The 13,033-nt window shown below is 70.7% G+C and carries 13 protein-coding genes; 4 read left to right on the top strand and 9 right to left on the bottom strand.

Going from position 1 to position 13,033, the window contains the following annotated elements; all coding sequences use genetic code 11:
• Positions 1 to 1,311, top strand: a complete 1,311-nt coding sequence (locus OG407_RS44195) for an FtsX-like permease family protein (RefSeq protein WP_405866315.1) — start codon at positions 1 to 3, stop codon at positions 1,309 to 1,311.
• 135 nt (positions 1,312 to 1,446) lie between these two features.
• Here OG407_RS44195 and OG407_RS44190 read toward each other — a convergent pair whose 3' ends face one another.
• Positions 1,447 to 2,016: a TetR/AcrR family transcriptional regulator gene (locus OG407_RS44190; protein ID WP_405866313.1), complete on the bottom strand. Its 570-nt coding sequence runs from the start codon at positions 2,014 to 2,016 to the stop codon at positions 1,447 to 1,449.
• Positions 2,017 to 2,166: 150 nt separating this feature from the next.
• Between OG407_RS44190 and OG407_RS44185 the strand changes: the two genes are divergently transcribed.
• Positions 2,167 to 3,024 (top strand): AAA family ATPase, encoded by an 858-nt coding sequence (locus OG407_RS44185; RefSeq protein WP_405866311.1) that lies wholly within the window; start codon positions 2,167 to 2,169, stop codon positions 3,022 to 3,024.
• On the top strand, positions 3,021 to 4,382 hold the full coding sequence (locus OG407_RS44180) for a vWA domain-containing protein (protein ID WP_405866309.1): 1,362 nt from the start codon (positions 3,021 to 3,023) through the stop codon (positions 4,380 to 4,382). Before OG407_RS44185 ends, OG407_RS44180 begins: the two co-directional genes overlap by 4 nt.
• Before the next feature lie 15 nt (positions 4,383 to 4,397).
• Here OG407_RS44180 and OG407_RS44175 read toward each other — a convergent pair whose 3' ends face one another.
• Positions 4,398 to 5,099, bottom strand: a complete 702-nt coding sequence (locus OG407_RS44175; RefSeq protein ID WP_405866307.1) for an SDR family oxidoreductase — start codon at positions 5,097 to 5,099, stop codon at positions 4,398 to 4,400.
• A 121-nt stretch (positions 5,100 to 5,220) separates the two neighbouring features.
• Between OG407_RS44175 and OG407_RS44170 the strand changes: the two genes are divergently transcribed.
• The gene (locus OG407_RS44170) at positions 5,221 to 6,207 is read left to right on the top strand and encodes a D-cysteine desulfhydrase family protein (RefSeq protein WP_405866305.1); all 987 of its coding nucleotides are present in this window, start codon (positions 5,221 to 5,223) and stop codon (positions 6,205 to 6,207) included.
• Positions 6,208 to 6,257: 50 nt separating this feature from the next.
• Here OG407_RS44170 and OG407_RS44165 read toward each other — a convergent pair whose 3' ends face one another.
• The 7 genes from OG407_RS44165 to OG407_RS44135 all read right to left on the bottom strand — a co-directional run bounded on the left by OG407_RS44165 (position 6,258) and on the right by OG407_RS44135 (position 12,937).
• Positions 6,258 to 6,617 carry a cupin domain-containing protein gene (locus OG407_RS44165; protein WP_405866303.1) on the bottom strand — a complete coding sequence of 120 codons (360 nt, stop codon included), beginning with the start codon at positions 6,615 to 6,617 and terminating at the stop codon, positions 6,258 to 6,260.
• Between the two features lie 168 nt (positions 6,618 to 6,785).
• Entirely contained in the window at positions 6,786 to 7,763 is a 978-nt protein-coding gene (locus tag OG407_RS44160) for a pyridoxal-phosphate dependent enzyme (RefSeq protein ID WP_405866301.1), read from the bottom strand.
• On the bottom strand, positions 7,760 to 8,467 hold the full coding sequence (locus OG407_RS44155; RefSeq protein WP_405866299.1) for a transcriptional regulator: 708 nt from the start codon (positions 8,465 to 8,467) through the stop codon (positions 7,760 to 7,762). Before OG407_RS44155 ends, OG407_RS44160 begins: the two co-directional genes overlap by 4 nt.
• Before the next feature lie 210 nt (positions 8,468 to 8,677).
• The gene (locus OG407_RS44150; protein WP_405866297.1) at positions 8,678 to 9,580 is read right to left on the bottom strand and encodes a carbohydrate ABC transporter permease; all 903 of its coding nucleotides are present in this window, start codon (positions 9,578 to 9,580) and stop codon (positions 8,678 to 8,680) included.
• Positions 9,577 to 10,506: a carbohydrate ABC transporter permease gene (locus OG407_RS44145; protein ID WP_405866295.1), complete on the bottom strand. Its 930-nt coding sequence runs from the start codon at positions 10,504 to 10,506 to the stop codon at positions 9,577 to 9,579. Before OG407_RS44145 ends, OG407_RS44150 begins: the two co-directional genes overlap by 4 nt.
• 140 nt (positions 10,507 to 10,646) lie before the next feature.
• Positions 10,647 to 11,954: an ABC transporter substrate-binding protein gene (locus OG407_RS44140; RefSeq protein ID WP_405866293.1), complete on the bottom strand. Its 1,308-nt coding sequence runs from the start codon at positions 11,952 to 11,954 to the stop codon at positions 10,647 to 10,649.
• Positions 11,955 to 12,535: 581 nt separating this feature from the next.
• Positions 12,536 to 12,937 carry a hypothetical protein gene (locus OG407_RS44135; RefSeq protein ID WP_405866291.1) on the bottom strand — a complete coding sequence of 134 codons (402 nt, stop codon included), beginning with the start codon at positions 12,935 to 12,937 and terminating at the stop codon, positions 12,536 to 12,538.
• Between the last annotated feature and the right edge of the window lie 96 nt (positions 12,938 to 13,033).

Raw genomic sequence — 13,033 nt, 5'->3', positions numbered from 1 at the left:
ATGTTCGTACTGGCTATGCGTTCGATCCGGCAACGGCCGGGCCGCTTCCTGGCGACCCTGCTGGCCGCGTTCCTGGGCGCGGCGATCATCATGACGTTCAACTCCCTTCAGGACACGGCGAATCGGCACGGCGTCGACTCGGTCAGCGCCGACACGCTGTCCACGTCGGCGAGTGTCGTCGGGGGGTACGGCACCCTGCTGGTGTTCTTCGCCGTGGCGTCGACGCTGACCGTCAACGTCCGCCAACGGTCAAGGGAGTTGGAGACCCTGCGCTGCTCGGGGGCGACCCCGGCGCAGCTGAAGCGGATGGTCGTGGGTGAGACGGTGGCCGTCGCCCTGCTGGGTGCGATCCTCGCCGTCGGTCCCGCGATGCTCGGCGGCCGGGCCCTGCTCGGGGCGTTCAAGGACAGCGGTCAGGTCGCCCGGTCCGTCGACTACTCCTTCGGCCCCTTCGCCCTCCAATCGGGCCTGGGCATCACGCTGTTGGCGTCGGCGGGCGCCGCGTTCCTGGCCGTACGACGGGCGACGCGCGGGCAGCGGCGGCAGGGCCGGGCGCGGACGTTCCTCGCCTACGGTGCGATGGTCGCGGGTGTGGTGTCGGTGACGGCGACCTTCGCCTTCTCGGCCACGGACGCGGCGTTGATGGCGGCCCCGGCGTACGGCGCGATCCTGCTCTCGGTCGGCCTCGCCCTGCTGGCACCCCGCCTGCTGAAGGGCCTGCTCGACCGGCTCCGGCTGACGGGCGCGAGCGGCTGGTTGGCGGTCCGCAATCTCCGCGAGCGGACCGACCAGCTCGCCGGGATCCTGATGTCGCTGATCCTCTTCACGGCGGTGTCCACGGCGACGCTGTACATGCAGGCGGTGGAGAGCGACGCGGTGAAGGCCTCGCGCCTGACGAAGTCGGTGGACGCCAAGAACCTGGAGACCCTCAACTTCACGGTCGTCGGCATCATCGTGGTCTTCGTCTGCGTGATGCTGGTCAACTCCCTGTACGCGGCGACGACTTACCGCTCCCGCGAGTTCGGCGGACAACGCCTGGCGGGTGCGACTTCGGGGCAGGTGCTGCGCACGGTCGCCACGGAGACGGCGATCCTGACGGTCACCGGGATCCTGTCCGGCACGGCGGCCGCACTGGCGGGCATCATCCCGTTCACCATCGTCCGCACCGACTCGGTGCTCCCGCACCAGGGCCTCGGAATCTGGCTGACGGTCGCCGCGGTGGCGGCGACGGTGACCCTGGGCACGAGCCTGCTGACGGCCCGGCGCGTGCTGCGCACACCGGCGGTGGAGGCGGTGGCGCTGGCCGCGTGAGCACGGGCGGACGGGAAAGGGGCAGCCGCTACGCCGGCTGCCCCTCGACTCACGGTTCGACGTTGTCCTGAAGGGGCGCGGGGAACCGCGCGACCAGCCACAACGGACCCGCAGCCGACCAACAACTTCCCACGCTCAGGCGACCCCGGCCGCATCCAGCAGCACCCTCACGGTCTCCACAGTCAACCCGTCCAGCGACTCCAGCTTCGCCCCGGCACGAGCACTCGCCCCATCAAAGACCAGCATCAACTGCCGTGCCAGCAACCCCGGATCACGTGCGCCCCCCAACTCGGCCTGCTCCCGGAACGCGTCCCGCAGCTTCTCCTTGGCGACCCGGGCGACCCTGCTCGCCGGATGCTCGGGATCCTTCAGCTCGACCATCGTGGCAAGAAAGGGACACCCCAGATAGCCGGCCTCCGTCGACGACTCCTCCGCCTGTTCGAAGACGTACAGGATGCGCTCGCGCGGCGTACCGGCATCGTCCGGACCGGGCATGAGCCGCGCCGCGTACCCGGGGGAACGCCGCTCCAGGCTCGCGGCGAGCACCTCGTCCTTGCTGTCGAAGAGCTGGTACATCGACCGCTTCGAGACCCCGGCCGACTTGCACAGCGCCTCCACGCCGATGGAGACACCGTCGCGGTAGAACAGCTCGGCCGCCGCGTCGAGCAGCCGGTCCCGGGGTGACGCCTTGTCTGTCGTGGCCATACTCCGAGGTTACCGCGCCGAGAGCCAAGAGGAAACCGATCGGTGTACGAGCTTGCGCGGGCAGCTGATTCCGGGTGACAGTGAAGGTGAACAAGCGCTTGGACATGTTGCCGCGCACCGACGCACCACCCGCGATCCGCCGGAGGCCCCGTGTTCCGTTCCGTCGACGAAGTCGCCGCACGCCTCGCCGAGACCGGCTATCTGGCGTCACCCGCGGTCGCCACGACCGTCTTCCTCGCCGACCGCCTGGGCAAGCCGCTCCTCGTCGAGGGCCCGGCCGGCGTCGGCAAGACGGAGCTGGCCAAGGCCGTCGCCGAGGTCGCCGGCGCGCGGCTGATCCGGCTCCAGTGCTACGAGGGCGTCGACGAGTCCCGAGCGCTGTACGAGTGGAACCACGCCAAGCAACTGCTGCGCATCAGCGCGGGCCGGGACGAGAGTTGGGACGAGACCCGCACCGACATCTTCAGCGAGGAGTTCCTGCTCCCCCGCCCGCTGCTCACGGCGATCCGCGGCGACGACCCGAAGGTCCTGCTGATCGACGAGACCGACAAGGCCGACGTCGAGGTGGAGGGTCTGCTGCTGGAGATCCTCAGCGACTTCCAGGTCACCGTCCCGGAGCTGGGCACGATCACCGCGACCCGCCGCCCCTTCGTGGTCCTCACCTCGAACGCGAGCCGCGAACTCTCCGAGGCCCTGCGCCGCCGCTGCCTGTTCCTCCATATCGGCTTCCCCGACGAGGAGTTGGAGCGCCGGATCGTACGGCTGAAGGTGCCGGGCCTCGGTGCGGCGCTGGCCGGGTCGGTGGTCCGGGTGGTCGGGGCGCTGCGCGAGATGGAGCTGCGGAAGGTGCCGTCGGTGGCCGAGACCATCGACTGGGCCCGCACCCTCCTGGCCCTCGGCGCCGACACCCTCGACGAGACGGTCGTACGGGACACCCTCGGTGTGCTCCTCAAGCACCAGGACGACATCCTCCGGGCCGCCGCCAAGCTCGACCTGGACGCCGTGTGACCGCCGCCGGTGTCACCGAGCGGCTGACGGGCCTCGTCGGGGCGCTGCGCGCGCACGGTCTGCGCATCGGCACCGGTGAGACCGTGGACGCGGCGCGGGCGGTGGAGGCGCTCGGGCTCGCCGACCGCGAGTTGCTCCGCGAGGGACTGGCCGCGACGCTGCTGCACGGAACGGGCCAACGCCCGGTGTTCGACCCGGTCTTCGACCTCTACTTCCCGCGCAATGTCGGAGCACCCCAGGGCGAGCCCGCCGCCGACCGCGAGGACCTCCGTGACCGGCTGGCGGCAGCCTTCGCCGCCAACGACCAAGCCCTGATGGGGCAGTTGGCGGCGGAGGCCGTCGACGGTTTCGGCGGATACGGCAACTCGCCCTCGTCGGACGGCTGGTCGTCGTACCAGACGCTGGACCGGCTGCGTCCGCAGACGCTGCTGGCCCGGGTGCGTACGAGCATCCGGGCGGAGGGCGCGGGCGGGTCCGGGTTCACCGACCGGCTGCTCGACGACGAGATCCGGCAGCGCATCGAGGGGTTCCGGCGGCAGGTCGCCCTGGAGGCGCGGCGCCGGGTCGCCGAGCGGCGCGGCCGGGACGAGATCGCCCGGCGGGCCATCGCGCCGACGGCCGACCGCGTCGACTTCCTGTTCGCCGGACGGGCCCAACTGGCCGAGTTGCGCAGGGCTGTTCAGCCCCTGGCCCGGAAGCTGGCCACCCGTCTCGCCGCGCGCCGCCGCCGTGCCTCCCGGGGCACGATCGACCTCCGCCGCACGCTGCGCGGTTCCCTGTCCACGGGCGGGGTGCCGATGCGGCCGGTCCTGCGCCGACGTCGGCCGGTGCGGCCCGAACTGGTTCTGCTGTGCGATGTGTCGGGCTCGGTGTCGGGCTTCTCCGACTTCACGATGCTGCTGGTGCAGGCGCTGCACGAGCAGTTCAGCAAGGTCCGCGTGTTCGCCTTCGTCAACCGCCTCGACGAGGTGACCCCGCTGCTCGTGCACGGCACGGCCGACCCCGAGGGACTCGGCACCCGCATCCGCGACGAGGCCACCCTCACCGGCTGGCACGGAAGCAGCGACTACGGCGTCGCCCTGGGCGAGTTCGCGGAGCGGTACGGCGACGCGGTCGGCCCGCGTACGACCGTGTTCGTGCTCGGTGACGCCCGCACCAACATGAGCGACCCGAACCTCCCGGCCGTCCGGCAGATCACCCAACGGGCCCGCCGCGTCTACTGGTTGAACCCCGAGCAGCGCACCCAGTGGGGCACCGGCGACTCGGCCGCGCCCGGCTACGCGGAGCTGGTCGAGATGCACGAGTGCCGGAACGCGCGGCAACTCAGCACGCTGGTGGGCCGGTTGCTGCCGATCTGATCACCGCCGGTCCGGTCAGGCGGCCAACTGCGGGTACAGGGCGCCGCCTTCGGCGGAGAGCCCGGCCTTGACCTGGCGGGTCAGGTCGTCGGCCAGGACCTCGAAGGCGCCGGACTCGATGCCGTCGAGGGCCTGTGCCGCCACGCTCTCGGGTGTGGACTTGGGCGCGTCGATGCGTGCGGCCATGTCGGTGTCGACGTAGCCGACGTGCAGTCCGGTGACCTCGATGCCGCGCGGCTTCAGGTCCAGGCGCAGGGAGTTGGTCTGCGACCAGAAGGCGGCCTTGGAGGCGCTGTAGGAGCCGGCGAGACCGATCCAGGACAGCACCGAGTGGAAGTTCAGGATGTGGCCGCCGCCGTTGCGCTCGATGATCGGCACGAAGGCACGCGTGACGAGCAGCGGGCCGTAGAAGTTGGTCTCGAACTCGCGGCGGATGTCCTCGATCGGCGAGTCCAGGAAGTTCGCGTTCACGGACGCGCCGGCGTTGTTGATCACGATCGTGACGTCCTGCGCCTGTTCGGCCGCCGCCGCGACGGAGGCGGGGTCGCTGACCTCCAGCGCCAGCGGCACGGCGTCCGGGTGCGTGACGGTCTTCGGGTCGCGGGCGGTGGCGTACACCTTCTTGGCGCCGCGCTCGTACAGCGCCTCGACCAGCGCCCGGCCGATGCCGCGGCTGCCGCCGGTGACGAGGACGACGGAACCTTCGATGTTCGTCATGGGGATCTCCTGAGCTGAGGCGAAGAGCGAGGAAAACCGATCGGTTTCCTCATGCGGACCACAGTAAACCGATCGGTTTCCATGGGCAAGTCCATCAGCGGACCGGCCTCCGAATCGCGCGATGATGTACGCCATGAGCGACGACCCGCACAGCGCCCCGCACGTGGCACTGGCCACCTTCCCCACCCCCGTCGAACCGGCCCCGAGACTCGCCACCGCGATCGGGCTCGGCCCGGACGACCTGTGGATCAAGCGCGACGACCTGACCGGCCTCGGAGGCGGCGGCAACAAGATCCGCAAGCTGGAGTGGACCGTCGGCGCGGCGCTCGCCGAGGGCGCGGACACCCTGGTCACGACCGGCGCTCCGCAGAGCAATCACGCCCGTCTGACCGCGGCCGCCGGAGCGCGGCTGGGCCTGGACGTGGTGCTGGTGCTGCGCGGATCGCCGGGTGTGTCGCGCTCGGGGAACCTGGCCCTCGACGGACTGTTCGGCGCGCGGATCGCCTGGGCGGGCGACGTGGACCAGGCGGGACTGGACCAGGCGGCGGCCGAGGTCTGCGAGCAACTGCGCACGTCGGGCGCCAGGCCGGTGCTGATCCCGTTCGGCGGTTCCAGCGTGCTCGGCGCACGCGGCTATGTGCGCTGCGGCGAGGAGTTGCGCCGACAGCTCCCCGATCTCCGTACCGCCGTCGTCGCGCTCGGCTCGGGCGGCACGATGGCGGGGCTGGTGGTCTCGCTCGGGGCGGCGGCGGTCCTCGGCGTCGACGTGGGCGCACTGCCCGAACCGGCCCCCGCCGTAAGCGAGTTCGCGGGCCTGACCTCACCCGAGGGACTACGGGTACGACGGGACCAGATCGGCGGCGGCTACGCCACGCTCACCGCACCCACCGCCGAGGCCCTCACCCTCGCCGCCCGCACCGCCGGGCTCGTCCTCGACCCGACGTACACGGGACGCGCGATGGCCGGCCTGATCGCGGCCGTCCGGGACGGCGACATCAGGCCGGGCGAGCGGACCGTGTTCGTGCACACGGGCGGGCTGCCGGGTCTGTTCGGGCATGCGGAGGCCGTCGCGTACGCCGAGGGACAGGTCGTCCGGTACGAGGCATGACGTACGCGCCCGGCGGGTGCGGTGCCGCCGGGCGCGTACGTTCGGGTCGGTCACGGAGCCTTCGCGTAGTCCGTGGCCATGCCGCCCGCGAAGTCGTACACGATCGCCTGTTCGTCGCCGACGACCCATGCGTCGTGGCCGGGCGAGCACACGAAGACGTCGCCGGGACCCACTTCGCTCTCGCCGCCGTCATCCATGCGGAGATGCATGCGCCCTTGGACCACGTAGCCGTTGTGGTGGATCTGGCAACTCTGGGTGCCCGCGATCGGTGCCACGGACTCGGACCAGCGCCAACCCGGCTCGAAGGTGCCGATGGCGAAGTCCAGTCCGCTGAGGTGGACGGCTTCGAGGTGGCCGCGGGGGAAGTCACGCCGCTCGTCCGGCTTGTCGACCGTCTTCACTTCCAGCATGACGGCTGCCTCCATTCCGGCCGCGCACAGCACGGCCGGGGCCGGTCTCCGTCTCCCGGCATCCTTGAACGGCACCGGCGCTCCGGCGGGGGCCGCGCCCCTCCACTCCATGGTCTTCCTGTCCACCCGAGAGCGCCATTCGGGGGAACCATCAGATGCGGGACGGAGTCATGACGAGCCGCTCGCGCACAACAGGGCGAACCGCTCGCTGTCGATGTTGCCGCCCGAGACGATCATCCCCACCCGGCTCGGGAGTTGGCCCGCACGCCCGGCGAGGAGCACGGCCAGCGGGGTGGCACCACTCGGCTCGACGACGATCTTCAGCCGCTCGAAGGCGAAGCGCATCGCGTCCTTGATCTCCTCATCGCTGACCAACGCGATCTCGTCGACCAGCCGTTGGTTCACGGAGAACGTCAACTCGCCGGGCGTATCGGCCGCTTGGCCGTCGGCGATGGTGCGCGGCACCGGGATGGAGACACGCCGGCCCGCCTCCAGGGACCGCTTGGTGTCGTCCCCGGCCTCCGGTTCGACGCCGATCACGCGGGTGCGCGGGTGCAGCCCCTTGACGGCGGTGGCCGTCCCGGCGATCAGCCCGCCGCCGCCCACGGGCACCAGTACGGCGTCCAACTCCCCTACTTCCTCGACGAGTTCGAGTGCCGCCGTGCCCTGTCCCGCCATGACGTGCGGATGCTCGTAGGGCGGGATGAGGGAGAGCCCCCGCTCGGCGGCCAGTGCCTCGCCGATGGCGACCCGGTCGCCGCTGTAACGGTCGTAGGTGACGACCTCGGCGCCGTATCCCTCGGTGGCGGCCCGCTTCGAGGCCGGGACGTCCTCGGGCATGAGGATCACCGCGGTGGTGCCAAGTTCGCGGGCGGCGAGGGCGACGGCCTGGGCGTGGTTGCCGGAGGAGTAGGCGGCGATGCCCCGCGCGAGTTGCTCGGGCGTCAGCCGGGAGGCCGCGTTGTAGGCGCCGCGGAACTTGAAGGCGCCGATCCGCTGGAAGTTCTCGCACTTCAAGTGCACCTCGGCGCCGACGAGTTGATCGAGGGTGCGCGAACGCAGCACCGGTGTGCGATGCGCGACGCCCTTGATCTGGGCGGCGGCGCCGAGGACGTCGTCGAGGGTGATGGGCGGGGTGGTGGTCACGCGGCTCCTCCATCGGAAGCGGGATCGGAAGTGACAGGGGTGCCGGTCGCGGCACGCGCCTGGGCGAGGTAGCTGTAGGCGGAGGCCCGGGAGATACCGAGCCGGGCGGCGACCTGCTCGATGGCCCGGCGCACGGCGAACACCCCGTGCTCGTCGAGACCGCGGAACAGCTCCAGCCGCTGCGCGCGGTCGAGTTGGACCCAGGTCCGACCCCGCCGCAGCTGATGGGCGTCGACGATGGCCTCCACGACGGAGTCGATGTCGTTGCCGAAGGTGGTGGTGGCCGGCGCCTGGGCCGCGACGCCCCCGCCGATCCCGGCCAACAGAGCCTGCGCCTGCTGTACGGCGGTCACGTCGACGTTGACGCAGAGCGCGCCGAACACCGCGCCCGTGGAGTCCCGCAGCACCATCGTGGACGACTTCAGCTGTTGGCCGCCCCTGGTCCGGGTGAGGTAGTTCAGCTCGTCGACGGCCTCGTCCCCGCGCGCCAGCATCCGCAGCCCGATCTCACTCATCGCCCCGCCCACCGACCGCCCGGTCAGCGCCCCGGCGACGGCGACCACCGACTTCTCCGGCTGCCGGTAGTCGTGCAGCACCACCTCGCACACCGGTCCGAACGTCGCCGCGATCCCGTCGGCCACGGGCACCAACGCGGCGATGATGGCGTCACGTTCGGCGTCCGGGGCGAGGTTGCCGTCCGCCATACCCACCCCTTGCTTCAGACTGTGCGTCCAAGAACTATACCCACAGTCCAGCAACATCCCGGCCGGCCGTCAGTGGTCCGGCAACGCCCCGCACGCTCGCGCCGGGCTGGAGGCGCCGACGTACTCCGCCCGTTCGGCCTTGGTCGGCGGGTCCCCCGGGATGCTGTGGACGCAGCGCAGTGGACACAGCGACCGGCGGATCCCGTCGGCCTACTTGAGGCCACCGGTCACCAGGTCGATGCGCCAGTACCGCTGCAGGGACAGGAAGAGCGCGATGACGGGGACGACGGACAGCAGTGTGCCGGTGATCACCAGTGAGTACAGGGATGCCTGGTTGGCGCCGTGGCGCAGCAGGCTGTAGAGGCCGACCGTCAGCGGGAACTTGTCGTCGTTCGTCACCATGACGAAGGGCAGCAGGAAGTTGTTCCAGATGACGATGAACTGGAGCAGGAAGACGGTGATCAGTCCGGGTGCCATCAGCCGCAGCCCGATCGCGGAGAACATCCGCCACTCGCTCGCCCCGTCCATCCGCCCGGCGTCGAGCAGCGAGTCGGGTACGGAGGCTGCCGCGTAGATCCGGCACAGGTATATGCCGTAGGGGTTGAACAGCTGGGGCAGGATCACCGCCGAGTAGCTGTCGGTGATGCCGACCCGGGCCAGCAGCAGGTACTGCGGCACGGCCAGCACGACCTGCGGCAGCAGGACGCCCGCCAGGATGGTGTTGAAGAGCAGGGTCCGGCCCCGGAAGCGGTACTTGGCGATGGCGTAGCCGGTCGCGGCGGAGACGGCGGTGGCCACGAACCCGCCGACCCCCGCGTACAGGAAGCTGTTGAGCATCCAGTGCCAGAAGATGCCCGAGTCGTACGAGGAGAGGTCGGCGACGTTGTCCACCAGCCCCGAGCCGAACGACGGGAGGTAGGTCGCGGTGGAGAACAACTCGCTGCGCGACTTCGTGGACGCGATCAGGATCCACAGCGTCGGCACCAGGCAGTAGACGGCTCCGAGCAGCAGCACCACGGTGGGCAGCAGGGCGATCCGCCTGCGGCGGGGACGTCCGGTCCGGGTGGCGGTCACCGGGGACACCACGGGACGGGCGGGCGAGTCGATGGTCATCGTCCCTCCTTGCCGACGGCTCCGGCGGCGCCCCACCAGGTCTGCGCGAGGCGTCCGACGACCACCGAGACGGCGAGGATCCCGGCCGCGAAGACGACCGAGGTGGCGGCCGCGAGGTTGATGTCGGAGTCGACGAAAGCGTCGGTGTAGATCTTCATCAGGGGAACCCAGGTCAGGGAGATGGCGTTCGACAGCGGCTGCAGTGTGTTGGGCTCGTTGAACAGTTGCAGGGCGGCGAGCACGGTGAACAGGGTGCACATGGCGATGGCGGGACGGATCAGGGCGACCTTCACCCGCAGCGCTATCTGGAGTTCCGAGGCTCCGTCGATCCTGGCCGCCTCGTAGATCTCCGGCGGCAGCGCGCACAGGGACGTGTACATCACCACCATGTTGAAGCCCACCGCGCCCCACACCGCGATGTTGGCGACCGAGACGTAGACCATCGAGCTGCCGAAGAAGTCGAGGTGCTGTCCGCCGATGGGGCTGGTCGCGGGCAGATAGAGGAAGCCCCACAGGAGGGTGGCGATGACGCCGGGCACCGCGTACGGCAGGAAGATGGCCAGCCGTGCGAACCGGGTGAGCCGGGCTCGCGCGGTGTCCAGGAGGAGCGCGAACAGCAGGGCGAGCAGCACGGTCGCCGGTACGGTGATCGCGCCGGCCAGGAGCATCCGGAGCAGGCTGTGCCACAGCTCGGTGTCGTGGATCACGGTGGAGTAGTTGTCCAGACCCGCGAAGACCGTTCTGCTGCCTGTTCCCAGCAGGCTCCCGCTGACCTTGCGCTGCTGGAAGCTGAGGAACAGCGCGTAGCCCCCGGGGGCGACCACGAACAGCAGGAGGAGCAGGATCGCGGGCAGGACCAGCAGATAGGGCAGACGGCTGTGGCCCGCCCGGCGGCCCCGCCGCGAAATGCTTGTCGCCATCGACATCGTCCTCATCGGATGAATGGCTGGTGCCAGTGACTGGTTGCTTCGGTGACTGGTTGTTTCGGTGGTTGATGCCGGTGGAGCCGGCCCGGCCGCCCGGCGCGAGGGTCAGGAGCCCGCGCCGGGCGGTCGGGTCGCCCGGGCTAGTTCAAGGTGAACCCGAGCTTCTTCATGCTGGCCGTGGTGCTGTTCTGCATGGTGTCCAGCGCCCCGGTGAACGAGCTCCCGGACTGCAGCGCCGCGCCGAAACCGTCCCGGTACGCGGAGAAGGTCACGGTGACATTCGGGCCCCACATCGAGAAGCTGCGGGCGCCGGGGGCGACCTTCTTCACCTCGGCGTAGAAGTCCGGCTGGTTCGGGAAGAAGGCCGGCGGCTGGTCGAGGATCCGCAGGGCGCGCCCCGAGGTCGAGGCCGGGTAGATGTTGATGTTCTTGACCTGGGCCGTGACCGCCTTGTCGTCGGTGTTGAGCCAGCTCGCGAACTCCGCCGCCTCGGCGGGGTGCTTGGAGTCGGTGGTGACCGTGATGGCCGAGCCGCCCCAGATGCCGGTGGTGGTGTCGCCCGCCGTCCAGGCCGGAAGCGGCGCGGCGGTCCACTTCCCCTTGGTCGACGGGGCGATACCGCCGATCTGCGCCGGGGCCCAGGCTCCGGAGATCCAGGTGAGGAGGGTGCCGTTGTTCATCTCCTTGTTCCACTGCGGGGAGAAGGAGGGGTTCTTCTTCACCAGCCCCTTGTCGACCAGGCCCTGCCAGTAGTCGGCGACCTTGTCACTGGCCGTGCCGTTGATGTCCACGTGCCAGGAGTCGCCCTGCGTGGTCCACCAGTCCGCTCCCGCCTGCTGGGCGAGGCCGGTGAACCAGCCGGGGTCGGCGGCGTCGAAGTTGGTCATCGAGGCGCCGGGGTCCTTGGTGTGCAGCTGGGCGGCCACCTGCGCGTACTCCTGCCAGGTGGTGGGCACCTTCAGGCCGTACTTCTTGAACAGGTCGGCCCGGTAGAACATCATCAGCGGGGCGAAGTCCTGCGGGATGCCGTAGACCTTGCCCTGGAAGCGGGTCTGGGCCAGCGTCGCCGCGTCGAAGTCCGTGACCGCCTTCTTCGTCTCGGCGGTGATGTCACGGACCACGCCGTTCGCCACCAGGCCGGGCAGCGACTGGTACTCGACCTTCGCGATGTCGGGGGCGGTCTTCGCCTGGTGCGCGGTGATCATCTTGCTGACGAGCTGGTCACCGCCGGCCGGGTTGCTGAGGGCGACCTGGATGTTCGGGTGCGTCGAGTTCCACAGGGCGACGACCTTGTCCATGCCCGGGTCCCAGGCCCACATGGTCAGGCGGACCTTGCCACCGGTGGGCGCCGATCCACTGCCGGAGCCCCCGCCGCCTCCCCCGCAGGCGGCGAGAACCAGTGTTGCGGCCAGGGTGGCGCCTGCGACTGCGGCGAATCTGGTCTTCATTGGCCAGTGCTCACTTTCGTGTCAGAAGAGGGCCTGCTGCGGTCGTCCCGCCACTGAGGCAGTCGCCCGGTGGTCCCCCTTGGGACCTGAACCCATGGCCGACCAGCAGTCGACCTGCTCCGACTTTGGCTTCGACTTAAGCTAAGTCGCGGCTGAGGTGGGGTCAATATGGCCGACGTACCGATTTACGACGTGTCGATTTCTTTGGACGTGTCGATTTCTTTGTGGAGGAAGTCCGCGTGGGGCGGCGGAGGCAGGGGCCGGCTCGCACAGCAGGGTCGCCTGGCCCCGGCACCGTACGCGCCGGGGTGCGGGGACGGGAGCCCTCGCGGAACCTCGTCCAGGGCAGCGGCGCCTGCCGCGTGCGCTCTGCGGAGCGAGCGCGTGCTGTGCGGGTGGCCGGGGCCGCGAGCGCGCCGCGTGCCGTGGCGCGCGGGGCGGCAAGCGGTGTGGCGAGCGGGGTGGCGCCGTCCGGCAGCAAGGTCGCCAGGCGGGCATCCGCCATCCCGCGCGTCGCCTCGGCCGACGGGGCGTACGGGGCGCGTATGGGGCATATGGGGCGTACGGCGGGACTGGACCGCTTACGGCGGACAGCTCCGGGAGACCGGGCGGGCGCCGCCGCCTCGCCGACGGTGACGAACGATCGGATCGCCGAGCAGCGCCTCCAGGTCGAACGGCCGCAGTGGTTCCAGCATCCGGCGCCCGATCCTCGACGCGTCTGCCGGGGCGGCCGGGTCTGCCGGGTCTGCCGTTGGGCGATAGTTGCCGATGGCCGGGGTACCGGTGGAGTACCGGCGGACCAGGTACGGATCGGCGCAGCGCTGCCGGGACTCGCGGGGCGCTGTCGGCACGCCCCTGGTGACCAGCAGGATCATCGCCGGCGTGCCCTCCGCGACCTGGATACCCCGGTCGGCCCAGGCCCCGGCCGGTCGTGCCGTGTCCCGCTCGAAGGCGGCCCCGTACAGGTCTCCGTGACCGGACACCGCGACCGCGCACCATGGCACGCGGGGCCGGACCGGCCGCTCGTTCCCCGCGAGGAGGCGCGCCGCGAGATCGAGCCGTGGCCGCCGCCGAGGGAG

The sequence above is a fragment of the Streptomyces sp. NBC_01515 genome, from assembly GCF_045040345.1.
Taxonomy (GTDB): domain Bacteria; phylum Actinomycetota; class Actinomycetes; order Streptomycetales; family Streptomycetaceae; genus Streptomyces.
This window is presented reverse-complemented; position numbering and strand designations above follow the sequence as displayed.

Coding starts and splice junctions, on each gene's coding strand:
- OG407_RS44170 (WP_405866305.1), top strand. CDS start 5,221: ATGATGTACGCCATGAGCGACGACCCGCACAGCGCCCCGCACGTGGCA.
- OG407_RS44155 (WP_405866299.1), bottom strand. CDS start 8,467: ATGGCGGACGGCAACCTCGCCCCGGACGCCGAACGTGACGCCATCATC.
- OG407_RS44140 (WP_405866293.1), bottom strand. CDS start 11,954: ATGAAGACCAGATTCGCCGCAGTCGCAGGCGCCACCCTGGCCGCAACA.
- OG407_RS44195 (WP_405866315.1), top strand. CDS start 1: ATGTTCGTACTGGCTATGCGTTCGATCCGGCAACGGCCGGGCCGCTTC.
- OG407_RS44145 (WP_405866295.1), bottom strand. CDS start 10,506: ATGTCGATGGCGACAAGCATTTCGCGGCGGGGCCGCCGGGCGGGCCAC.
- OG407_RS44150 (WP_405866297.1), bottom strand. CDS start 9,580: ATGACCATCGACTCGCCCGCCCGTCCCGTGGTGTCCCCGGTGACCGCC.
- OG407_RS44165 (WP_405866303.1), bottom strand. CDS start 6,617: ATGCTGGAAGTGAAGACGGTCGACAAGCCGGACGAGCGGCGTGACTTC.
- OG407_RS44175 (WP_405866307.1), bottom strand. CDS start 5,099: ATGACGAACATCGAAGGTTCCGTCGTCCTCGTCACCGGCGGCAGCCGC.
- OG407_RS44190 (WP_405866313.1), bottom strand. CDS start 2,016: ATGGCCACGACAGACAAGGCGTCACCCCGGGACCGGCTGCTCGACGCG.